Below are 20,362 nucleotides of genomic sequence, written 5' to 3' on the forward strand. Positions count from 1 at the left end.
AATAATGAAAAATTCAATTGAAATTTCTACTCGAAAATCGAGCGATGGCAAATACGTTTTTGTGGATCGAATGCTGATCTCTATAGGCGATTTGACTTTTGGAGATGGGGGAGCGGTTTCCGTTTCAGGATTGATGGTGGGAGCGATTGATGATTTGCTGTCCAATATCGAGAGACAAAAGAATAATGTCGACTTCGCCGAACGAGTTTTCGATCAAACATTGCCCCCGGCGCATTTTTTTCAACTGCTGCACGATGCTTGTTGGGTGGACGGTGAGTGGTCTAAAAATTTAGGCGATAGCTTGCTGGCGCCCGACGCATATATTGGGCTTCCAAGTGGCACTGAGATATTCGATTCGAGTGAAGCTTATTTTGTTGTTGTTGATTTTGAGAAGGCATTTTTGTTCGCTAACGACGAGGCAAAGAATGAGGTTGTCGCGCTGAGGATGGATGTGATTGACTATGTAAAAATTTGGGAGCAGGCAAGGGCAGAGATTGTGTTTGGAAAGAATGGAGTTGCCTAAAAAATTCGATCGGGCAATTTCGCAAGCATATAAGTTGGCCCTCAAGAGCTAGTTCTGAATTGCGACCGCTGGCGCAAAAACGTAGCTGTGGAGCTAAGATTTTTTCAGGCTATGCGTGAAATTTGATGGGTGGCGAATGTCGGCTAACTCGTTGTGGCTTTGGCTTGCTCGAATAATTAGGTGTTGACCCCAGTGAATCAGTAAGGACGGGTTGTGTGTTTCAATGTGAGAGGGGAAAAGTGGTTGAGCCGTACAGCGAAGAAGAAATTAGTGAGTTCGATGCTATTGAAGAGCAACTGATGGACAGGCAGGTGCCCTTCAGCCGAATCATGAAGATGTATGCCGAGTTTTTAAGCCGCTCCATCGGGACCGGTCGGTTTGATCAGGCTATTCCGCTTTCGCAGCTGAATTTCATTGCCAAACAACTTCAGGATGCAGTTGTCAGCTTTGATGCGCGTGATGGCGACGAGCTTCGCAGGCCGGGCAAGCTTGCTCTCTGGGCGTTGTCTAATCATTCCGAAAAAGAAAACCCGACCCTTGCCGCGTTGAGCCGATGCGCCGTCTGCTGCTTCTATGAAGACACAGACTGGGATCCGGACGAAAACGAAAGCCCAACGCCCTTACCGTTCTATCTTTTTTTGCTTAAGCGGCTTGCCCCCGAAATGGGCATGGAGTTTTTGAAGTACGCCCGGAAATATTTGCTTGATCCTCTGTGATTCGGCGCCAATCGACTGGGACAGCGCCCTGCTCGGGTTCGAGAGCACGCAGAGCAAATCAGCGATTCAGGAGGGCGGCGAGCGCGGCTGGAGCGTGCACTACATCCACGAGGCCGGCTCGTTCGTGCCGCTGGTGCAGGTGCGCCAGGCGCGCGCGATGGCGCTGAGCGAGACGACGGATACGAAGGCGCTGATGGAAGCGAACGGCGGGGTCTACGACATCGAGCAGGACCCGCTGTGGAACGGCGAGCAGCGCAGCAGCGCGGTGCCGCGTGCGTTCGACAGGAAGGAGATGGCGTTCTATCAATGCGACCACCTTGGCACGCCGCAGGAGCTGACGGACCATGAAGGGGCGGTTGCGTGGTCGGCGCAGTACAAGGCCTGGGGGAAGCGCGGGAGGCGATCAGCGAGGCGGGGAGACGGTCGGGGGTGCGGAACCCGATACGGTTCCAGGGGCAGTATTTTGATGAAGAGACGGGTCTGCATTACAACCGGTATCGGTATTACGACCCTTACAGCGGAAGATTCATCTCTAAGGATCCAATCGGACTGAATGGTGGAATTAACGTACTGTCATTCGCGCCGAATCCAGTGGAGTTTATTGATCCACTTGGTTTGCAGGGAAATCGAGCTAATCGTAGGGCAGGAAAAATTCTGGCCGACAATGATGCGGCAACGGGCGGTCATGCTTACTCTCGACATGGCGCTCATACAACAATGCCGCAGCAGGAAAGGCGTGCTACTACAGGGGTGCCACCAGATAATCCATGTAAGGTCCCGCAAAATCATCGCCCTGATTCAACTAGATTCTTAAGCAATATAGATCAGCTCGATGCTATTCAAAAAGGGCGGGAGATTATGAATGCATCTGGTCTTAATTACGCGACATTTGATATGGGCAGAGCGGTTGGTGAGGGATATCGCAGTGGAGGAGGATGTCCCGTCACTACTTCGCGCGTTACTGTTCGAAGAAATAACACTGGCGAGTATACTGCTTATCCTCAATTATGAATTCAATCAACCTTAATTACATCCGTGGCCTCTATAATTCATTATTCGATAAAAGTGACGAGGAGCTGGAGAAATTTGATATCAATCTGCCTATAAATCAGGCTATTCTTTTTGAAGCAATGGCGCGCAGTTTCGAGGGTTTTGGCCCAATTTCAAAAAGAAATATTGTTGACGGGCTAAATTTCATTTGGAATAATTTTTCCTCCGAAGAATTGTGGAGAAATGCTATCCCGCATGATCTTCCTCTCAGTTATGTTTTGGATCGGCGAGGTTATTTGGAGGGAGTTATTCTTGCATTGACAAATAGTCCCCCAAAGTTTTTTAACGTCGGGGAGTTTGCGTTGTTAGATGAAATAGGACCGCAGGGATTGGATTTTTCTAAATAGTCAACGCTGCGTAGTTTGACGAAAAGCATTTAGTGGTGTCGGGCATCGCTGCTGACGACTCAGAAGGTGCAGAGTCAGTATGCGGGGAAGATGGGAAAAATGGCGAGGTCTGCAACAGCCGCCGGTGCAGCGCGCGAAAAATTCTGAAGCGAGGAATGGGAGCAGAAGTCGGTTGCCGGCAATGCGCGCTGGATTCGTCAACGTGCCGCGGAAAACTACGAATTCATCGACATCGGGATCGATGGTTCCTGTAATCGCAGTCCGTTCTACGCGGCCGAGAAAAAGGCCCTGGGCCGCACCGGTGCCAAAACATATCGCTCCAACCGGTGCGCCACCGCTGCGGCCCGGGCGGGCGCGCAGGAAAGCTCGCGACCTAAGGCCAAAGGAAGGTACGGAAAATCATGAAGCCATTCACTCTTCACATACCGATGCCGCGCAAGAAGGGAATGTTCGAACGAATGAATGCTTTCTACGAAGGCGTTCTGGGCTATGTGCAAGACCCTACGCTCGACGTGCTGCGAGTTCCAGGCCACGACAACTTGGCAATCAGCTTCAAGTACTTCGATTCCAAACGAAAGGAAAACGACAAAGAAGCAGATGCGATTTATGAGTTCTTCATCGACAAGAACTTTCCGAGCTTCTGCCTCAGGCTGAAAGAAAAGGGCGTAGCGTTCGACACGATTGCGCGCACGCCGGGCTTTTACCTTGCGCGATTTTTCGACCCGTCGGGCAACACCATCGAAGTGATATCAGAGAGTTTCGAAGACGATGCCAAGGCCGACATTCCGGGTGGGAAACCTACCGAAGCCTGAAATGAGGTTCGATTGATACCCTTAAGCGCGAGCACCACGAGTACCTCGAACGCAAGCGCACGGCCGTCTGGCAACACCGCTACGACGAACTCAACCAGCGCATCGCCACCGTGCGGCCCGACGGCCAAGTCACGCAGTGGGTGACGTATGAATCGGGCCATGTGCCCGGAGTTGGTGTAGCTAAGTATTCTAGAGATCCAAAGGATGGGAGTTGGTATTCCATCGATCAAACTGTTCACGGGGCAGTGCATTTAAAAAATTCGATAAAAAAGTCCTGTACTAGATGCCCTTGATTCGGATGGCCTTGGAGATCGAATGGGAAAGCACGAAGGTAATGCTGGGAAATCTATCGACCTGAATCGTTGAAATGAAAGGATCCAATATCATGATTGCTTCAGCAGGCGAATTCTTGTCATTGTGCGCGTCCGAGCAACTTGTTGACATAAATAGATTTCAAGATGAAGCTTCTCTAGAGGTATGGATGGAGTTGGTTTCGAATTTTATTTCTCATCGAATCGATGTTGTGCAAAATCGAACAATTCCACCGAAGATAATTAGAATATTGGCCAATCAAGGCGATGAAGTTGTTCGGGAAATATTGACGGAGAAAAGAAGATTGCCAGTGGATTTTTTGGCTTATTGGCAAATGGCCCCAACGAATTGGTTCGAAGAAAAATAGCGGCGAACCAAAAGACGCCGATCGAAATAGTAGAAAACCTTGCAAATGACGAAAACGAAGATGTTTCCCGGCTCGCAAAGCGCAGATTGAGTTCCCAGTCATGATGCTTTGGTGCCGCTGGTGCAGGTGCGCCAAGCGCGCGCGATGGCGCTGAGCGAGACGACGGATACGAAGGCGCTGATGGAGGCGAACGGCGGCGTCTACGACATAGAGCAGGACCCGCTGTGGAATGGCGAGCAACGCAACAGCGTGGTGTCGCGTGCGTTCGACAGGAAGGAGATGGCTTTCTATCAGTGCGACCACCTGGGCACGCCGCAGGAACTGACAGACCATGAAGGGGGAGTTGCGTGGTCGGCGCAGTACAAGGCCTGGGGAGCGGCGCGGGAGGCGATCAGCGAGGCGGGGAGACGCGCGGGGGGCGGAACCCGATACGGTTCCAGGAGCAGTATTTTGATGAAGAGACGGGCTGCATTGCAACCGGTATCGGTATTACGACCCTTACAGCGGAAGATTCACGTCCAGCGACCCAATCAAACCTATTGGAGGCCCCAAATTCGTATGAATACGCGCTCAATCCGATCCAGTGGATCGACTTATTAGGGCTTCAAAGATCTAAGGGATGCCCCAATGCGCTTGAAGATGCAAAGCGAGAAGCAGCAAGGCTCAGGGCGATAGGCGGAAAATTACCCACAGCCACTTGTGCAATGGTGAACCGTAGAACCGGAAAGATCTATACCGGAACCAGTGAAACAAAACTCAAAAACATTAATGGAGAATTGGGAGTTGGCATGCCAGCATCTTCGTTGGAAAGCTGGGGCGCAAACAATTGCGCGGAAATTCATGCGGAAAATAAAGCATTAAAAGATGGGTCGTCCATTGTCGACCTCGATGTCGCTACGGTCTACACGAGGTCAGGAGAGCCGATGCCCTGTTGTAAAAATTGTTCGGTGACATTCAAGAAATTCAAGGTTCTGACAGGCAATAGATCATGGCTTATCAATTAAATCCAAAATTGACTGCTGCTCTGGGGCGTTTCGGTTGGAATTCTGCGCGAAAGATCGAAACGAATCAGTTTGCATTTGACTGGAAGAAAGATGGCTACAAGACATTTCGGGAAGCATTGGATTTTGCTGGATCTTTTGGAGGTATTAAATTAGTGCATCCCGCCTACAGCGGAGAATTATCCGATGAAAGCCATTTTGATCCTTCCGCGGCTACGCGTCGCTTAGACCGCGCTTGGATCGTTGAAGATTATGAACGACTCGCTGGCGAGGTGTTAATTCCGATCGGGCAAGGCTATTCCGGGCATTTGACGTTCTTAATTGGCGATTGCGGTGGCTTTTTTGGGGGGTATGACGATTACTTTTGCAGGATGGGGAAAACGGTAGAAGAAGCTTTGGACAAGATTATGTTTGGCGGTAAGTTTCAGAAGCTCTCGGAGTAAGACGGGTCTATTTGGTGCAAGGCCTGGGGGAGGTGCGCGAGGCGATCAACGGGGCGGGGAGACGGGCGGGGGTGTGGATCCCGATACCGTTCCAGGGGCAGTATTTTGATGAAGAGACGGGGCTGCATTACAACCGTTTCCGATACTTCGTGGCGATATTTTTGTGGGCCGCCCCACCCACTGTCCTTTGGCAAGGAAGAAAATGGATGACGCAGAATTAATTGCCAAAATTGAGTCAATAGTTAAATCAAAAAAGGTCTATTGGGTTCAGGATGACTATATTCGCGCCGGCGAAACGGTTCATTGGGAGTGCTTTATCAGGCCGCTTGAAGACTCTGTTGCGGTAGGCTTTGATGAGTATTTGGATAAATACGAGGATGCCGTAGATATGTATGATGCGTATATTAGAAATAAGCTCCCAAATATCAAGGCGGCCGTGGATTTTGTTCTGAGCTCATTTCCTCTGGCTGCTGAAAAAATGCGTGTGCGCTGATCACTGCGTGACTAGAGAAGCAAGCTTGGCCTAGGGCGTGCGCAGGCGCTGTGTTGCCCACTCGTACGAGTTAAAAAAATGAATGACTACCAGAAGATCCTAAATCCTCAGGCTTTGTTGGCGCCGTATGGAGATTTTTCGCCCCTGAGTGATTCAAAAGTATTGGAAATACTATTGAAGCGAGATGAACCCAGATTTTCCATAAAACTAATGACCGAGAAAAGGCCGAGAAATCCCCCGGCCAGATGGGCCAGGGCCTACGATGTTATTTATCTGGGCGTATCGTTTCTCGGGGTTAAAAAGTTGGTTGCGACTGACTGGGATCATAAGAACACAGTGAGTCGACTCAGCATCCAAACTTCCAACGGCTTGGCCTCGGTGCACATGCATTGCATAGAAGGTTTTTCGATGATCTTCGATTGCGAGTGGATCTCGATCGACAGTCTGGTTCCGGGAAGTATCGGAACTGCGTAGGCGGCAAATTAATTATTGATCGATGGTGTTTGCGTCGGCTATACGTGCCAATAAAGTGAAGATATTTAAATTTGGCGTGGCATCTTGTTCTCGGGATTAAAGGTGATAATTTTCAATTTTGGGCCGTTGAGCAAGGATGAGTTGACGATCACACTCGACGACGAGGGCGCCAGACTGTTGCGCTCTCGAATTGCCGCGCTGGCTCACTGCGCATCACTTGTTGAACGCGTCGACTGTTTTTGCTATTCGGGTGAAAATCTGGAGCGCGCGCAAATCGAACTTCGTGCGGAGAATCCAGATCTCCTTGAAAGGGGTAAAGGCAAATTGCTGCTGCGATTGAGTGGCGATGCAATCGAGTATGCAGATCATCAATTGGAGGTATTCTTGGAAAAAGGGTACTTCTTTCCTGCAGAGTATTGGTCTTTCTCGCGATCGGATCGAAAATATGATACTCAGGTCTTTTTCGAAAAATTTGCTGCGACCAATGCCGTCGCGTAAATGATGATCGAATTTGCGTCCATTGCTGTTTCTAATTTTGACTGGGGTAATTACGAGACGGTTCAAGGGTCTGCTGACCGAATCCCGCAAGCATTGCGCTCGTTGCTTGATGCTTCGTTGGCGCAAGCCGATAGCTACTATTGGGAAATTGAAAATCAAGTTGTAGTGCAAGGGCAATTGTTCAGTGCCGCCGAGCCGACGCTTCAAGTACTTGTCGCATCCCTTTTGGATCCAAGGCCTGGCTTATGTCCGTACGCATCTGCTTGCTTCGCGTTAGTCCGAGGCATTGGCGAAGGACGCCCGCGACGGATTGTTCCGCTACCAACCCCCGGGTTTCCGATAACTAAACCCACTTGATTTAGTCCTCCCGCTGGCCGATAGTCCCCCTGCGCCCGGACGCCGCGCCCCCTGGCCGTAACGCGATCCGGTTCCCAAGCCCGCAGGCACCACTTCCCCAGCCTGCCCACGGAGACAAAAATCATGCAACGCAGCAGCATCAGCCGCACCCGCTCCCTCCTGGCCCTGGCCGCCACGACCCTGGCCGTATCGGCCGCATTCACCGCCACCACCGCCGCCTTCGCCGCCGACCAGCCCATCATCGGCCTGGTCACCAAGACCGAAACCAATCCCTTCTTCGTGAAGATGAAGGAAGGCGCGCAGGAAGAAGCCAAGAAGCTCGGCGCCAAGCTGCTGTCGGGTGCGGGCAAGGCCGACGGCGACAACGCGGGCCAGATCACCGCGATGGAAAACATGATTGCGGCGGGCGCCAAGACCATCCTGATCACGCCGAGCGACGCCAAAGCGATCGTGCCGGCGATCAAGAAGGCGCGCGACAAGGGCGTGATGGTGATCGCGCTCGACAGCCCGGCCGATCCGCCGGACGCGACCGACGCACTGTTCGCCACCAACAACTACACGGCCGGCGTGCTGATCGGCGAATACGCCAAGGCCGCGATGGCCGGCAAGCCCGCGAAGATCGTCGCGCTCGACCTGCTGCCGGGCCACCCGGTGGGCGCGCAGCGCCACAACGGCTTCATGAAGGGCTTCGGCCTGGCCGCGAACGACGCCAAGTCGAACGAGCTGTCGAAGGCGCCCGAAATCGTGTGCATGGCCGACAGCTACGGCGACCAGGCCAAGGCGCAGACCGCGATGGAAAACTGCCTGCAGAAGGCGCCCGAAGTGAACCTGGTCTACACCATCAACGAACCCGCCGCGGCCGGTGCGTACAACGCGCTCAAGCGCGCAGGCAAGGAGAAGGGCGTGCTGATCGTCTCGGTGGACGGCGGCTGCCAGGGCATCAAGGACACCAACGCCGGCGTCATCGCCGCGACCTCGCAGCAGTACCCGCTGAAAATGGCCGCCATGGGCGTGGCCGCGGGCGTGGAGTTCGCCAAGACGGGCAAGAAGGCTTCGGGCTACGTCGACACCGGCGTGACGCTGATCGCCGGCAAGAGCGTGGCTGGCGTGGACAGCAAGGACACCAAGACCGGCGCCGACCTGTGCTGGGGCAAGAAGTAAAAGCGTAGCCCGGGGAGCACACAACGATGGCGACAAAACCTGCAACGCACCACATCCCCTGGGGTGCCCTGGGGCCCTGGCTGGCCCTGCTGGGCGCATGCATCTTCTTTGCGACCCAGTCCGACCGGTTCCTGACCGGCGGCAATCTCTCGCTGATTCTTCAGCAGGTGATGGTGGTCGGCGTGATCGCCATCGGCCAGACGCTGATCATCCTCACGGCCGGCATCGACCTGTCGTGCGGCATGGTGATGGCGCTGGGCAGCATCATCATGAGCAAGTTCGCCACCGAACTGGGCATGCCGGTGCCGCTGGCCATCTTGTGCGGCATCGGCGTGACCACGCTGTTCGGCCTGCTCAACGGCCTGCTGGTCACGCGCATCAAGCTGCCGCCGTTCATCGTGACGCTGGGCACGCTGAACATCGCGTTTGCCATCACGCAGCTCTACTCGTCTTCGCAGACCATCACCGACTTGCCGGGCGGCCTCACCGGCCTGGGCACCACCTTCACCATCGGCAGTGCCGAGGTGGCGTGGGGTTCGGTGCTGATGGTGGCGCTGTATGCGCTCGCGTGGTTCGTGCTGCGCGAGACGGCCGCCGGCCGCCACATCTACGCGGTGGGCAACAACGCGGAGGCCACGCGGCTGGTCGGCATTCCGACGCAGCGCGTGCTGCTGGGCGTGTACGTGGCGGCGGGCGTGCTGTACGGCATTGCCTCGCTGCTGTCGGTGGCGCGCACGGGCGTGGGTGACCCCAACGCGGGGCAGACGGAGAACCTGGACGCCATCACCGCCGTGGTGCTCGGCGGCACCAGCCTGTTCGGCGGGCGCGGCATCGTGCTGGGCTCGCTGATCGGCGTGCTCATCGTGGGCGTGTTCCGCAACGGTCTCACGCTGATGGGTGTGTCGTCGATCTACCAGGTACTGGTGACGGGCGTACTGGTCATCCTGGCGGTGGCCGCGGACCAGCTCTCGCGCAAGGGAGCACGCTGATGAACGCGGTTGCCAACCCCAAGATCGTGATGCAGGCCAAGGGCCTGGTGAAGCGCTACGGCCAGGTCACGGCGCTCGACGGCGTCGACTTCGAGCTGCGCGAGGGCGAGATCCTCGCGGTGATCGGCGACAACGGCGCGGGCAAGTCCTCGCTCATCAAGGCGCTGTCGGGCGCGGTGGTGCCCGACGAGGGGCAGATCCTGCTCGACGGCAAGCCGGTGCACTTTCGCAACCCGCTGGACGCGCGCCGCGCGGGCATCGAGACGGTGTACCAAGACCTGGCCGTGGCCCCAGCCATGACCATCTACGAGAACCTGTTCCTCGGGCGCGAGCTGCGCCGCCCCGGCTTCTTGGGCAACGTGCTGCGCATGCTCGACAAGAAGAAGATGCTGGTCGAGAGCACCGCGCGCATGGCCGACCTGAAGGTGGGCATCCAGTCGATGACGCAGGCAGTCGAAACGCTCTCGGGCGGCCAGCGCCAGTGCGTGGCGGTGGCGCGCAGCGCGGCTTTCGCGCGGCACGTGGTCATCATGGACGAGCCCACCGCCGCGCTGGGCGTGAAGGAAGGCAACATGGTGCTGGAGCTGATTCGCCGGGTGCGCGAGCGCGGCCTGCCGGTGGTGCTCATCAGCCACAACATGCCGCACGTGTTCGAGGTGGCCGACCGCATCCACGTGGCGCGGCTGGGCAAGCGCGCGGCGGTGCTCAACCCGAAGAAGATCAGCATGAGCGACACGGTCGCCGTGATGACCGGCGCGATGACGGCCGATCAGTTGCCCGCGGAGGCGCATGCCTGATGCCGACGCAGCACCTGCGCGCATGCCCGACCTGCTGCGGCCCCGCGGCTCGAACCAGGTCGGCATGCGCCAGTTCAACGAGCGCACGGTGCTGCAGGCACTGCGCGTTCACACCAGCCTGCCCAAGGCCGACCTGGCGCGGCTCACCGGGCTGAGCGCGCAGACCATCGGGCTCATCACCGCGCGGCTGGAGGAAGACGGCCTCATCGTCAAGCAGAGCCGCGTGCGCGGACGCATCGGCCAGCCCTCGGTGCCGCTGGCGCTGAACCCCGACGGCGCGTTCTCCATCGGCATCAAGGTGGGCCGGCGCGGCGCCGAGTGGCTGCTGATCGACTTCACCGCGCAGGTGCGCGAGCGCCACGCCATCAGCTACGACTTTCCCGACGCGGACGAGTTGCTGCCCGCGATTGCGCAGCACATCCACCGGCTGCGCGACGGGCTCGGGCCGCTGGCCGCGCGCAACGTGGGCGCGGGGCTGGCCGCGCCGTTCCAGCTCGGCGGCTGGCACCGCACGCTGGGCCTGTCGAAGGCGCAGGCCGACCTGTGGAACCAGATGGACCTGGCCGCCGAGGTGCGCGCGCGCACCGACGTGCCGGTGAGCTTCGCGCGCGACACGGTGGCCGCCTGCGTGGCCGAGCTGGTGGCCGGACGCGGGCACGACCTGAAGAGCTTCCTGTACATCTTCGTGGACACCTTCGTGGGCGGCGGGCTGGTCATCAACTCGCACCTGCACGCGGGCGCGCACGGCAATGCGGGCGCACTCGCGTCATTGCCGATGCAGCCGCCGACGAGCGGTGGTGCGCTGCCGACGCAACTGATCGCACAGGCCTCGCTGTGGGAGCTGGAGCAACGCCTGGCCGGCGAGGGCCTGGACGCCACGGCCGCCTACGACGACCGGGCGTTGCAGCCGCCCTTTGCCGCCAGCACGCAGGCCTGGCTCGAAAGCGCATCGCATGCCTTGGCACACGCCATCGTGAGCGGCGCCGCCATGCTCGACCTGGCCGACGTGGTGATGGACGGCTCGATGTCGCGCCTGCTGCTGCAGGCCCTGCTGGAGCGCACGCGCGCCGCGCTGGACCGCTGCAACTGGGAAGGCCTGTGGCACCCGCAGGTGCACGGCGGCAGGGCGGGAGCGCTGGCGTGTGCGCTGGGCGGCGCGATGCTGCCGCTGCACGTCAACTTCGCGCCGGACCACGAGGTGTTCCTGAAGGCGGCCTGAAGACGCTGCGTGAGGCAATCGCCAGCGGACTTGGCTCGTTCGTCCTACGTGGAACTCGCCCGGGGTGCGGGAGGATTCAGCGAATGCCTGGATGACTGGATGACTGTTAGCCCGGCGAAAAACTAGGTACGCATGAAGCTTTCCCGCTTTCTCACGGAGCGCGCCGAAGACATCCTGGTGGACTGGGAGGCCTTCGCCAAGACGTTGAAGCCCGCCGCCACCCTGATGACCAGCGAGGCATTGCGCGACCACGCGCACCAGATCATCAAGGCCATTGCACTGGACATCGAGAGCTTCCAGAGCAAGGCCGAACAAAGGGCCAAGTCGCATGGTGACTCGGATGACGAGGGAAGTTTTCACAGCGCTGCCGCGGTCCACGGCACGTTGCGGGAGGTCAGCGGCTTTTCACTGACGCAGCTCACGGCGGAGTTTCGCGCGCTGCGTGCGAGTGTTCTGCGCCTGTGGCTGCCCACCGTCCAAGAGTTCAACCGGGAGGTCGTGGACGAAATGACGCGCTTCAACGAGGCGGTGGACGAGGCCCTGGCCGAGTCGGCAATGACCTTTTCCGAGCACACGAACCACACGCGCGAGCGCTTCCTGGCCATCCTCGGCCACGATTTGCGCACGCCCCTGGCCGCCATCAGCATGACCGGCCTGCTGCTGGAGCGGTCGAAGAACCTCGACGGCAACGCCGTCACCGGCAAACGGCTGGTCCGAAGCGCCGCCACCATGACGACCATGGTCAACGACCTGCTGGAGTATTCGCGTACGCAACTCGGCGGCAAGATGCCCATGGCACCCGCAGCGGCCAACATGGGCGACATTGTTCAGGCCGCCCTTCACAACGCGTCTTCGGCAAACCCCGATTGCGTGTTCGACTTGAACACGCGCGGCGACCTGTCGGGCGATTTCGACGACGTCCGGCTTCAACAGGTGGTCGTGAACCTGCTCGCCAATGCAGCCCAGTACAGGGCGAAGGGGACAAGCGTCCTGCTCGACGTGGCCGGCGAGACGAATGACGTGCTGGTCTGCGTGACCAATCGCGGCCCCGCGATTCCGGCCGAATCGCTCAAGACGATCTTCAGCGCGATGGTGCAGCTGCCGCTCGACGGAGAGCAGCCCGGGCGCCCGCGCACGAGCCTCGGCCTGGGGCTGTTCATCGCGCGTGAGACGGTCCTGGCGCACGGTGGCTCGATCCACGTGGCGTCGACCGACGCGGGGGGCACGAGTTTCTCGGTCCGCATTCCTCGCGCCGTTGCGGCGCCGAGAGCGCCGAACTGAGAAGCGCATTCACACTTCGATGAATGCGAGGCGCGTGGCCCGATCGAGTTCAAGTACGTCGTGCTCTTTCAACGGCATCGCTTCGGTGTCCAGCAGCTTGCCGTTGAGCGTGACCACACCCATCACGCTGGCAGCGACGTAGCCTTGCCGGCGTCGTGTGACCGCGGCCACGGCCACACCGGGCGTACCGACGGTGGTGACGACCTTGCGCAGCGACAGCTCCCGGCCTTCCCCCTGCCCTGACAGCACGCGCAGCACGGGCACGCGCGGCATCCCGGCTTCGGCAGGTTCCGTCGGTGCAAATTCCGTGGGCATGGGCCGATCCGCGGTCGGCTCGCTGCCCGCGCCGTGTCTATCAGTGCCGGCGCCGGCGTCCAGAAAGAGGATCTGACAACCGCCCATTTCGATGAAATCGTTGTCCTCGAGCGCCTTCTGGACAACCGGCACACCATTGACGAGGGTCCCATTGGTGCTGCCCAGGTCTTCGATGAACACCTGGTTGCCGCGCAAATGCAGCGCCGCATGACTCGCGCTCACGGTCAACCTGTCGAGAACGATGTCGCAGTCCGTACGGCGGCCGATCGTCGTACGGCGTTTGACCAGTGCCACCTGCGACAGGTTGGCACCGATTGAAATTACCAGCTCCGGCATTCGTATTTCCTGTGAAGACAACTGTGCCCGTGCGGGCGAAGCAATGCACCATGCCCCGCCGGGCTGATCGGAAAATGAGCGCTTAGGTATACGTCCGATGTAGTCGCAGGGCTTGAAACCCCGTCCCCCGACGGATCCGCCACGCTGAAAAGAAAGCCCCGGAACCGGGGCTGACGGGGAGCGGAGGATCAGTTCGATCCAGGGGCATCGCCCTCGGGAGGCTCTGCGTCCTCATGCTTCAGCGCAGGCTTCTGCCCGGGCTGCGGCGCATGGATGGCGCCAGGTGCGATTTCTTCGCCGTGGTGTTTCTTTTCCTGCTGCACTTTTTTGTCGTGCGCGACATTGCGTGGATCGGTCATGCACGCAGGTTGGACGCTCGCTGGCCGCTGAACGTGGGACGGGGCGCCTATTGCGGGTCAGCGTCGGGGGATGGACGAGCCGTGCATGAGGCGTTCGCCGCGACCGACCGTTGTGGCGTCGGCAAGCCGGCGGGTCAGGGCTTCCAGCGGCGCAGACCGAGCTCGTCGGCGAGCACCCGGTATGCGGTGATGCGCGCCTGCACGTAGCCGTCGAGCGCGGCGCCGGTGAGCGTGAAGGGGTACAGGCCATGCTGCTCGCGCAGCGCGGCAAAGCCGGGTGCGGCGGCCGCTTCGCGGAAGGCGGCGGCCCAGGCGTGCACGGCCGGCTCCGGCACGTCCGCGCTCACGTAGAGGCCGCGCACGGTCGGCCACACCAGGTCCACGCCTTGCTCGCGCGCCGTCGGCACGCCGGTGAGCGCGCCGCCCAGGCGCTGGTCCGACAGCACAGCGAGCAGCCGCACCGCCGCGCCGCCGGCCATGGCCTGCAGCGCTTCGGCTGCATCACCGGGGAAGGCATCGACATGCTTGCCCTGCAACGCGCTCAATGCGTCGCCACCGCCTTCGAACGACACGAAGCGCATGGCCTTGTGGTCGCGCCCCGCCGCGCGCACCAGCAGTGCGGCCTTCACCCAGTCCTGGCTGCCGACGGTACCGCCCGCGCCGAAGGCAATGCGCGACGGGTCTTGCCGCAGCGCGGCGACCAGGTCCTGCAGGCGCTTGTAGGGCGAGTCGCGGTGCACGGCGACTACGCCGTAGTCGGTGCCCAGCGTGGCGATCCAGCGCACGGCTGACGGCGGGTGCGGGCCGAAGCGGCCCTGCGCCAGGTTGAGCAGCGAGCCGCTCGAAAACGCCACCAGCGTGCCGGGCCCGCCGAGTTGGCCGGTGGCGATGCGGTCGAATGCGACGGCGCCGATGCCGCCCGGCAGGTAGCGCTGGCCCAGCGGCGGACGCGCGGGGCGCACGGCTTGCAACGCATCGCGCGCAAGGGCGCAGGTCAATGCGAAACCGCCGCCGGCCTTGGCGGGAATGACGCAGTCGGCGGGGTCTTCGGAAGGGTCGTTGGCAGCCAGCGCGCGCGTGCCGAGCCAGGGCATCAGCAGCGCGGACAGCGTGCGAAGTGCATGGCGGCGGGAGGTCTGCAAGGGCATGGCGGCAGTCGCGTCAGGTGGCGGTGGGAGCCGATGTGCGCGGCCACCAGATGATCGCATGCAGCCCGCGCCCGGCCTCACGCGCTTCGAGCCGCAGCTCGCCCTGGTGCCGCTGCGCGATCGAACGCGCAATGGCCAGCCCGAGCCCGAAGCCGCCCTTGCCCGCGCGCGCACCGCGCCGGAAGCGCTGGCCCAGTGCGGTGCGTTCCTCGTCGCTCAGGCCCGGGCCGTCGTCATCGACGTTGAGGCTCCAGCCTGCGGCGTCGCCCGCCGCGAAGAGCGTGATCGTGCCTTCGGCCGGCGTGTACGTGATGGCGTTCGTGACCAGGTTGCCCAAGGCTTCGCGCAGCAGGCCGCGGTCGGCCACAGCAAGGAATTCGGGCGTGGGCGAATGAATGCCCAGGTCGATCCGCTTGGCGCGCGCCAGCGGCAGCAGGTCGAGCGCCACTTCGCGCAGCAGCGCGGCCATGTCGAAGGCGGCGGGCTCCACCGACACCGTGTCGCTGCGGCCCAGCGCCAGCAGCTGCTGGGCGCTGCGCGTGGCGCGTCCGATCTCGGTGCCCAGCGCATCGAGCGCCACCTGCACCTGCGCCGGGTCTTGCTCGCGCCGCGCGTAGTCGGCCTGCATCTGCAGCGTGGTGAGGTGCGTGCGCAGCTGGTGCGAGGCGTCGTCCAGGAACTGGCGCTGCTGCGTCACCAGTGCCTGCGTGCGCGACATCTGCTGGTTGACCGCGGCCACCAGCGGGCGCACCTCGGCGGGCAGGTCGGTCTCGGCGATGCGCGTGAGGTCGTCGCTCGTGCGGGCCTGCACCTCGCGCGCGAGCCGCGACAACGGCCGCAAGGCGGCCGCCAGCGCAAGCGCGGTGCCGCACAGCAGCATCGCCAGCACCAGCCCGTCGCGCAAGGCCGCGCTGCGCACGAAGCGCGCGCTGAACTCCTGCCGCGAGCGCGTGCTTTCTCCGACCTGGATCAGCACGCTGCGCCCGGTGCTGCCCGCCGGCGCGCGGTCGAGGTCGCGCCGGTAGGCCGCCAGGCGCACGGCCTCGCCGAAGTAGGTGGCGTCGTAGAAGGCCGGCACGCCCATGGCGAGCTCGGCGGGCGGCGCGGGCAGGTCGGCGCTGCCCAGCTCGACCAGCCCGTCGGAGGTCGCCACGCGAAAGAACACCTGCCCGCTGGCCGTGAGCTCGAAGAACTCGAACATCGTGTACGGCAGCTCGACCGACAGCCCGCCCGAGGCGGTGGAGATGTTGGCATCGATGGACTTGAGCGCGCCCAGCAGCGAGCGGTCGTAGGCCGCGTTGGCGGCGGCCAGCGCGTCATGCCGCGTCATCCACAACTCGATGCCGGTCACGAGCAGCAGCGCGGGGAATAGCAGCAGCGCCAGGCGCTGCCAGAGGCTCGCGCGCTTGAGCCTCTGGCGCATGCGCGCAATGCGGCTCACGCCGTGGCTCCGCCGGGCCGCGGGTGTTGCCCCCGGCGAGGCGGGAGTAGAAGCGACACGAAGTGCGCGAAGCCTGGGGGTGAGCCCATGTCAGTCGGTTTCCAGTACGTAGCCCAGGCCGCGCAGCGTGACGATGCGCACGCCGCTGCCGTCCAGCCGCTTGCGCAGCCGGTAGACGAACACCTCCACCGCCTCGGGGTGCACCTCCTCGTCGTCGGAGAACACGCGCTCCAGGATCTGCTGCTTGGACAGCGGCTCGCCGCTGCGTTGCACCAGCACGCGCAGCACGGCCAGCTCGCGCGGCGACAGGGCGAGCGCCTCGCCGTTCAGCGTGAAGTGCTTGCGTGCGCCGTCGTACACCAGCGCGCCGCAGGCCAGGCGCGGATGCTCGACGCCGCGTGCGCGCCGCACCAGCGCGTGCAGGCGCGCCTCGAGTTCGGCCAGCGCGAAAGGCTTGGCGAGGAAATCGTCCGCGCCCGCGTTGAGCGAGGCCACCCGCTCGCTCAACGAGTCGCGCGCCGTGAGGATCAGTGCGGGCAGCCGCTGGTCGCGCTCGCGCAGCCGCTGCAGCACCGTGTGGCCGTCCATGCCCGGCAGGCCCAGGTCGAGCACCAGCGCGTCGTGCTCGCGCTGCTGCAGCGCCCGGTCGGCCAGGCGGCCGTCGTCCACCCATTCGACCTGGATGCCCGCATGCTCCAGTGCCTTGCAGAGCCAGGTGCCCAGGGTGTGTTCGTCTTCGGCAAGAAGGATGCGCATCGACTGATCCTAGTGGCGCCGGGTCTTTTCGGGGAACACCGCGGAACCGGCTTTGCCGGGCCGCAGGTGTTGCCCTCTGCAAGGGGGTTGGCGAAGCGATACGAAGTGCGCGAAGCCTGGGGGTTTGCCAATCAATCTGGTTTGATGTTTGCCCGGGCGATGACTTTTTGCCACCGGGTCTGTTCGGCCGTGATGAACTGCGCGAACTGCTCCTGCGTGCCGCCGACGGCTTCGGCCGCGTCGGCCGTCAGGCGCTGCATCGAGTCGGGCGACTTCACGGCCTTCATGGTCTCGGCCGAGAGCTTGGCCAGGTTGGCCGGCGTGAAGTTGGCCGGCGCGAGCATGCCGTACCACTGCGTCATTTCGAAGCCCGGAAAGCCCTGCTCGGCCACGGTGGGCACGTCGGGCAGCTGCGCCAGGCGTTTGGCCGAGCCGGTCGCGATGCAGCGCACCTTGCCCGCCTTGATGAACGGAATGATCGCCGCCGCGCCGATGGCCGAGGCGTCGAGCCGGCCCGAGAGCAGGTCGGTCACCATCGGGCCGGTGCCGCGGTAGGGCACGTGCAGCATGAACACGTCGGCGGTCATCTTCAGGTACTCGAAGGCCAGGTGGCCCGCGCTGCCGTTGCCCGCCGAGCCGTAGCTGAGCTTGCCGGGCCTGGACTTGGCGTAGGCGATGAACTCCTTCAGGTTCTTCGCGGGCACGTCGGGGTGCACCACGTACAGGCTGGGCACCTTGGCCAGCAGGCTCACGGGCTTGAAGTCCTTGTTGGCGTCGTAGGGCAGCTTGGCAAAGATGTACGGGTTGACCGCCAGCGTGCCGATGTGGCCCAGGATGATCGTGTGCTGGTCGGTGCTGCGCGCCACTTCGCTCATGGCGATGTTGCCGGCCGCGCCCGGCTTGTTGTCGACGAACACGCTTTGGCCAAGGGTGCGCGAGAGCTCGGCGGCGGTCGAGCGCGCGACGATTTCAGAGCTGCCGCCGGGGGCAAAGGGGACGACGAAGCGAATCGACTTGCTGGGCCAAGTCTCTTGCGCCGAGGCCAGCGAAGGCAGCAGGCCGCCCAGAGTGAGTGCGCCGCCGGCTTGCAGCCACTGGCGGCGGGTGTGTGCGTCGTTCAGGAAGGGTTCCGACATGGTGCGTGTCTCCGTCTTTTTGGGGAAAGTGCGCATCCTGCACTGTGGATGCTGTCGGAATGCTGTCAGTGCATCAGATCAGGTTGCGCATCGCCTGCGCCGTCTCGCGCAACACCGGCAACACCCGCGCCACCGCGTCTTCCGAGCTCTCATGCCCCATCGGCATCGTGATGTTCAGCGCGCCCACCAGCGTGCCGTGCCTGTCGCGCAGCGGCGCCGCGATGCCGCGCGAGTTCAGGTCGAGCTGCTGCTCCGACAGCGCCCAGCCCTGCGCCCGGATGCGCGCGAGTTCCAGCCGCATGCGCTCCATGCTCGCGATGGTGTGCGAGGTGAACACGGTCAGCGTCTTGGTTGCCAGCCATTCGTTGAGTTCGGCGTCGCTGCGCAGTGCAAGCATCAGCATGCCTGAGGCCGTCACCTGCGCCGGCACGCGCGCGCCCAGCACGTAGCCGGTGCTCATGCTGCGGTTGGGGCCGTTGCGCGCGATGTAGACCACCTCGTCGCCGTCCATCACGCTCAGGTACGCAAACTCGTTGGTGCCGGCCGCCACGCGCTGCAGAAAGGGCTGCACCACGCGCGGCAGGCGGGCCGACTCCAGGTACGACTGCCCCAGCCGCAGCACGCGCGGCGTGAGCCAGAAGAGCTTGCCGTCGCTCGCCATGTAGCCCATGTGTTGCAAGGTGAGCAGATAGCGCCGCGCGGCGGTGCGGGTCATGTTCGTGCGTTGGCCGGCCTGGCTGGCGGTGAGGCGCGGGTTGGCGTCGTCGAAGGCCTCGATGATGCTCACGCCGCGCTCCAGCCCGGCGATCCAGTCGCGCTTGTCCAGCCCCGCGGGCGGTGCGGCGTCGTCCTTGTCCAGGTCCTTGCTGTCCTTCGTCATGGCGGAAGTGTGCCTTCGGTAGAGGGGGCGATGGGCGCCAGCGGTACCCCTGAAAACCCTTGAATTGAACGATGATCGATTTTTACAGTTCGATAATCGCACGTTTGAAGCGCCCTAAGACAGCAAGGGTGAGGCGAAGGGTCTATAAAGCGAGGCATTCGGTCTCGAAACGAGCGATTGACGAACGGAAGCAAGCACATGAGCCATTCCATCCGCGGCAGCACCCAGGCGTACCTGATTCCGGGCGACCCGGTTCGCAATGTGCGGCTTCCGCGCATGTTCAACGCCGCCTTCGAGCGCTACGAGATCGACGCCGTGCTGCTGCCCATGCAGGTGCCGGTGCGCGACTTCGCGGTGTTCTTCAAGTCGGCCTTCCTGGCGCGCAACCTGCGCGGCATGGTGATCGCGCCGCCGCACAAGCCGCTGGTGGTCGACCTGCTCGACGGCTGCGGCCTGTTCGGGCGCGTGGCGGGCTCGGTCAACGTGGTGCGCCGCACCGAGGGCGACCAGCTCGAGGGCGACCTGTTCGACGGCGAAGGCCTGATCGGCGCGCTGGACCACTGCAACATTCCCTTCCGCGGCAAGCGCGTGCTGATCCTCGGCGCGGGCGTGAGCGCTGCGGCCATCGGCGTGGCACTGGCCGAAGGCGGCACAGTGAACGGCGCGGAGCACATCGCCTTCTTCGACAGCGCGGCCGGCAAGGCGGCCGGCGTGGCGGCCAAGCTGAATGCCTTCTTCGACGCGACGGTGGTCGCGGTGGAGAGCAATGCGCCCGAGGGCTACGACCTGGTCATCAACGCCACGCCGCTGGGCCTGGTCGAAGGCGACGCGCTGCCGGTCGACGTGACGCGCATGGACGCCCATGCCGCGCTGTTCGACATCCTGCTGCGCAACCAGCCCACGCCGCTGGTGCGCGCGGCGCGCGCACGCGGGCTCAATGCGCAGGCGGGCTTCGAAATGCTCATTCAGCAGATGCCGCACTACCTGCGCTACTTCGGCCACCTCGACGCGGCGAGAGCGCTGCAGGCCGACGCGAACTTCCTGCGCGAAATCATCTACCCGCCGGCCATGCAAGCGGAGATTGCGCAGCCCCTGCGCTATCACTCGCCCAGCGTGGCCTGAGCCTTCCATTTTTCAAAGAAACGAGCCAC

Annotated in this window: 25 protein-coding genes; 18 read left to right on the forward strand and 7 right to left on the reverse strand. The window is 61.9% G+C overall.

Annotation, left to right across the window (positions count from 1 at the left end; genetic code table 11):
• Positions 1-4 precede the first annotated feature (4 nt).
• The 17 genes from ACSFBM_RS17055 to ACSFBM_RS17135 all read left to right on the forward strand — a co-directional run bounded on the left by ACSFBM_RS17055 (position 5) and on the right by ACSFBM_RS17135 (position 12,840).
• Entirely contained in the window at positions 5-523 is a 519-nt protein-coding gene (locus ACSFBM_RS17055) for a hypothetical protein (RefSeq protein WP_435485387.1), read from the forward strand.
• A 239-nt stretch (positions 524-762) separates the two neighbouring features.
• The gene (locus ACSFBM_RS17060) at positions 763-1,239 is read left to right on the forward strand and encodes a hypothetical protein (RefSeq protein ID WP_435485388.1); all 477 of its coding nucleotides are present in this window, start codon (positions 763-765) and stop codon (positions 1,237-1,239) included.
• On the forward strand, positions 1,226-1,792 hold the full coding sequence (locus ACSFBM_RS17065; protein WP_435485389.1) for an RHS domain-containing protein: 567 nt from the start codon (positions 1,226-1,228) through the stop codon (positions 1,790-1,792). The genes ACSFBM_RS17060 and ACSFBM_RS17065 overlap by 14 nt, the downstream gene beginning before the upstream one ends.
• Positions 1,720-2,250: an RHS repeat-associated core domain-containing protein gene (locus ACSFBM_RS17070; protein WP_435485735.1), complete on the forward strand. Its 531-nt coding sequence runs from the start codon at positions 1,720-1,722 to the stop codon at positions 2,248-2,250. Before ACSFBM_RS17065 ends, ACSFBM_RS17070 begins: the two co-directional genes overlap by 73 nt.
• A complete protein-coding gene (locus tag ACSFBM_RS17075; protein WP_435485390.1) occupies positions 2,247-2,636 on the forward strand; it encodes a hypothetical protein in 390 nt (129 codons plus the stop codon). The genes ACSFBM_RS17070 and ACSFBM_RS17075 overlap by 4 nt, the downstream gene beginning before the upstream one ends.
• A gap of 428 nt (positions 2,637-3,064) precedes the next feature.
• Entirely contained in the window at positions 3,065-3,448 is a 384-nt protein-coding gene (locus ACSFBM_RS17080; RefSeq protein ID WP_435485391.1) for a VOC family protein, read from the forward strand.
• 385 nt (positions 3,449-3,833) lie between these two features.
• Entirely contained in the window at positions 3,834-4,127 is a 294-nt protein-coding gene (locus tag ACSFBM_RS17085) for a hypothetical protein (RefSeq protein WP_435485392.1), read from the forward strand.
• 111 nt (positions 4,128-4,238) lie between these two features.
• The gene (locus tag ACSFBM_RS17090; RefSeq protein ID WP_435485393.1) at positions 4,239-4,727 is read left to right on the forward strand and encodes an RHS domain-containing protein; all 489 of its coding nucleotides are present in this window, start codon (positions 4,239-4,241) and stop codon (positions 4,725-4,727) included.
• A 388-nt stretch (positions 4,728-5,115) separates the two neighbouring features.
• Positions 5,116-5,571: an SUKH-3 domain-containing protein gene (locus ACSFBM_RS17095; protein WP_435485394.1), complete on the forward strand. Its 456-nt coding sequence runs from the start codon at positions 5,116-5,118 to the stop codon at positions 5,569-5,571.
• A gap of 202 nt (positions 5,572-5,773) precedes the next feature.
• Entirely contained in the window at positions 5,774-6,064 is a 291-nt protein-coding gene (locus tag ACSFBM_RS17100; protein ID WP_435485395.1) for a hypothetical protein, read from the forward strand.
• A gap of 78 nt (positions 6,065-6,142) precedes the next feature.
• Entirely contained in the window at positions 6,143-6,538 is a 396-nt protein-coding gene (locus ACSFBM_RS17105; RefSeq protein WP_435485396.1) for an Imm50 family immunity protein, read from the forward strand.
• A 141-nt stretch (positions 6,539-6,679) separates the two neighbouring features.
• Positions 6,680-7,036, forward strand: a complete 357-nt coding sequence (locus ACSFBM_RS17110) for a hypothetical protein (RefSeq protein WP_435485397.1) — start codon at positions 6,680-6,682, stop codon at positions 7,034-7,036.
• Between the two features lie 480 nt (positions 7,037-7,516).
• Positions 7,517-8,554 (forward strand): sugar ABC transporter substrate-binding protein, encoded by a 1,038-nt coding sequence (locus ACSFBM_RS17115; RefSeq protein WP_435485398.1) that lies wholly within the window; start codon positions 7,517-7,519, stop codon positions 8,552-8,554.
• Between the two features lie 26 nt (positions 8,555-8,580).
• Positions 8,581-9,543, forward strand: a complete 963-nt coding sequence (locus ACSFBM_RS17120) for an ABC transporter permease (RefSeq protein WP_435440023.1) — start codon at positions 8,581-8,583, stop codon at positions 9,541-9,543.
• The gene (locus tag ACSFBM_RS17125; RefSeq protein WP_435485399.1) at positions 9,543-10,340 is read left to right on the forward strand and encodes an ATP-binding cassette domain-containing protein; all 798 of its coding nucleotides are present in this window, start codon (positions 9,543-9,545) and stop codon (positions 10,338-10,340) included. Before ACSFBM_RS17120 ends, ACSFBM_RS17125 begins: the two co-directional genes overlap by 1 nt.
• Positions 10,333-11,559 (forward strand): ROK family transcriptional regulator, encoded by a 1,227-nt coding sequence (locus ACSFBM_RS17130; RefSeq protein ID WP_435485400.1) that lies wholly within the window; start codon positions 10,333-10,335, stop codon positions 11,557-11,559. The genes ACSFBM_RS17125 and ACSFBM_RS17130 overlap by 8 nt, the downstream gene beginning before the upstream one ends.
• 132 nt (positions 11,560-11,691) lie before the next feature.
• Complete coding sequence (locus tag ACSFBM_RS17135; protein ID WP_435485401.1) at positions 11,692-12,840, forward strand: ATP-binding protein; 1,149 nt, start codon at positions 11,692-11,694, stop codon at positions 12,838-12,840.
• A 9-nt stretch (positions 12,841-12,849) separates the two neighbouring features.
• On the opposite strand, the gene ACSFBM_RS17140 is transcribed toward ACSFBM_RS17135, so the two are convergent.
• The 7 genes from ACSFBM_RS17140 to ACSFBM_RS17170 form a co-directional block, all read right to left on the reverse strand.
• Entirely contained in the window at positions 12,850-13,491 is a 642-nt protein-coding gene (locus ACSFBM_RS17140) for an FHA domain-containing protein (RefSeq protein WP_435485402.1), read from the reverse strand.
• 188 nt (positions 13,492-13,679) lie between these two features.
• Positions 13,680-13,850 carry a hypothetical protein gene (locus ACSFBM_RS17145; RefSeq protein WP_435485403.1) on the reverse strand — a complete coding sequence of 57 codons (171 nt, stop codon included), beginning with the start codon at positions 13,848-13,850 and terminating at the stop codon, positions 13,680-13,682.
• A gap of 134 nt (positions 13,851-13,984) precedes the next feature.
• Entirely contained in the window at positions 13,985-14,998 is a 1,014-nt protein-coding gene (locus ACSFBM_RS17150; protein WP_435485404.1) for a Bug family tripartite tricarboxylate transporter substrate binding protein, read from the reverse strand.
• 13 nt (positions 14,999-15,011) lie between these two features.
• The gene (locus ACSFBM_RS17155) at positions 15,012-16,421 is read right to left on the reverse strand and encodes a sensor histidine kinase (protein ID WP_435485736.1); all 1,410 of its coding nucleotides are present in this window, start codon (positions 16,419-16,421) and stop codon (positions 15,012-15,014) included.
• Positions 16,422-16,529: 108 nt separating this feature from the next.
• The gene (locus ACSFBM_RS17160) at positions 16,530-17,195 is read right to left on the reverse strand and encodes a response regulator (RefSeq protein ID WP_435485405.1); all 666 of its coding nucleotides are present in this window, start codon (positions 17,193-17,195) and stop codon (positions 16,530-16,532) included.
• A 131-nt stretch (positions 17,196-17,326) separates the two neighbouring features.
• Positions 17,327-18,331, reverse strand: a complete 1,005-nt coding sequence (locus ACSFBM_RS17165) for a Bug family tripartite tricarboxylate transporter substrate binding protein (RefSeq protein ID WP_435485406.1) — start codon at positions 18,329-18,331, stop codon at positions 17,327-17,329.
• A 73-nt stretch (positions 18,332-18,404) separates the two neighbouring features.
• Positions 18,405-19,211, reverse strand: coding sequence for an IclR family transcriptional regulator domain-containing protein (locus ACSFBM_RS17170; RefSeq protein WP_435485407.1), 807 nt, complete (start codon positions 19,209-19,211; stop codon positions 18,405-18,407).
• Positions 19,212-19,409: 198 nt separating this feature from the next.
• Between ACSFBM_RS17170 and ACSFBM_RS17175 the strand changes: the two genes are divergently transcribed.
• The gene (locus ACSFBM_RS17175; protein WP_435485408.1) at positions 19,410-20,333 is read left to right on the forward strand and encodes a shikimate dehydrogenase family protein; all 924 of its coding nucleotides are present in this window, start codon (positions 19,410-19,412) and stop codon (positions 20,331-20,333) included.
• Positions 20,334-20,362 lie beyond the last annotated feature (29 nt).

The organism is Variovorax pasteuri (assembly GCF_051216435.1).
GTDB lineage: Bacteria > Pseudomonadota > Gammaproteobacteria > Burkholderiales > Burkholderiaceae_C > Variovorax.

Excerpts from the sequence above, each read along its gene's own strand:
- ACSFBM_RS17095 (WP_435485394.1), top strand. The coding sequence starts at position 5,116 with ATGGCTTATCAATTAAATCCAAAATTGACTGCTGCTCTGGGGCGTTTC.
- ACSFBM_RS17155 (WP_435485736.1), bottom strand. The coding sequence starts at position 16,421 with ATGCGCCAGAGGCTCAAGCGCGCGAGCCTCTGGCAGCGCCTGGCGCTG.
- ACSFBM_RS17125 (WP_435485399.1), top strand. The coding sequence starts at position 9,543 with ATGAACGCGGTTGCCAACCCCAAGATCGTGATGCAGGCCAAGGGCCTG.
- ACSFBM_RS17100 (WP_435485395.1), top strand. The coding sequence starts at position 5,774 with ATGGATGACGCAGAATTAATTGCCAAAATTGAGTCAATAGTTAAATCA.
- ACSFBM_RS17105 (WP_435485396.1), top strand. The coding sequence starts at position 6,143 with ATGAATGACTACCAGAAGATCCTAAATCCTCAGGCTTTGTTGGCGCCG.
- ACSFBM_RS17140 (WP_435485402.1), bottom strand. The coding sequence starts at position 13,491 with ATGCCGGAGCTGGTAATTTCAATCGGTGCCAACCTGTCGCAGGTGGCA.
- ACSFBM_RS17085 (WP_435485392.1), top strand. The coding sequence starts at position 3,834 with ATGATTGCTTCAGCAGGCGAATTCTTGTCATTGTGCGCGTCCGAGCAA.
- ACSFBM_RS17165 (WP_435485406.1), bottom strand. The coding sequence starts at position 18,331 with ATGTCGGAACCCTTCCTGAACGACGCACACACCCGCCGCCAGTGGCTG.
- ACSFBM_RS17170 (WP_435485407.1), bottom strand. The coding sequence starts at position 19,211 with ATGACGAAGGACAGCAAGGACCTGGACAAGGACGACGCCGCACCGCCC.
- ACSFBM_RS17115 (WP_435485398.1), top strand. The coding sequence starts at position 7,517 with ATGCAACGCAGCAGCATCAGCCGCACCCGCTCCCTCCTGGCCCTGGCC.
- ACSFBM_RS17055 (WP_435485387.1), top strand. The coding sequence starts at position 5 with ATGAAAAATTCAATTGAAATTTCTACTCGAAAATCGAGCGATGGCAAA.
- ACSFBM_RS17135 (WP_435485401.1), top strand. The coding sequence starts at position 11,692 with ATGAAGCTTTCCCGCTTTCTCACGGAGCGCGCCGAAGACATCCTGGTG.
- ACSFBM_RS17075 (WP_435485390.1), top strand. The coding sequence starts at position 2,247 with ATGAATTCAATCAACCTTAATTACATCCGTGGCCTCTATAATTCATTA.
- ACSFBM_RS17160 (WP_435485405.1), bottom strand. The coding sequence starts at position 17,195 with ATGCGCATCCTTCTTGCCGAAGACGAACACACCCTGGGCACCTGGCTC.
- ACSFBM_RS17150 (WP_435485404.1), bottom strand. The coding sequence starts at position 14,998 with ATGCCCTTGCAGACCTCCCGCCGCCATGCACTTCGCACGCTGTCCGCG.
- ACSFBM_RS17130 (WP_435485400.1), top strand. The coding sequence starts at position 10,333 with ATGCCTGATGCCGACGCAGCACCTGCGCGCATGCCCGACCTGCTGCGG.
- ACSFBM_RS17080 (WP_435485391.1), top strand. The coding sequence starts at position 3,065 with ATGCCGCGCAAGAAGGGAATGTTCGAACGAATGAATGCTTTCTACGAA.
- ACSFBM_RS17120 (WP_435440023.1), top strand. The coding sequence starts at position 8,581 with ATGGCGACAAAACCTGCAACGCACCACATCCCCTGGGGTGCCCTGGGG.
- ACSFBM_RS17145 (WP_435485403.1), bottom strand. The coding sequence starts at position 13,850 with ATGACCGATCCACGCAATGTCGCGCACGACAAAAAAGTGCAGCAGGAA.
- ACSFBM_RS17175 (WP_435485408.1), top strand. The coding sequence starts at position 19,410 with ATGAGCCATTCCATCCGCGGCAGCACCCAGGCGTACCTGATTCCGGGC.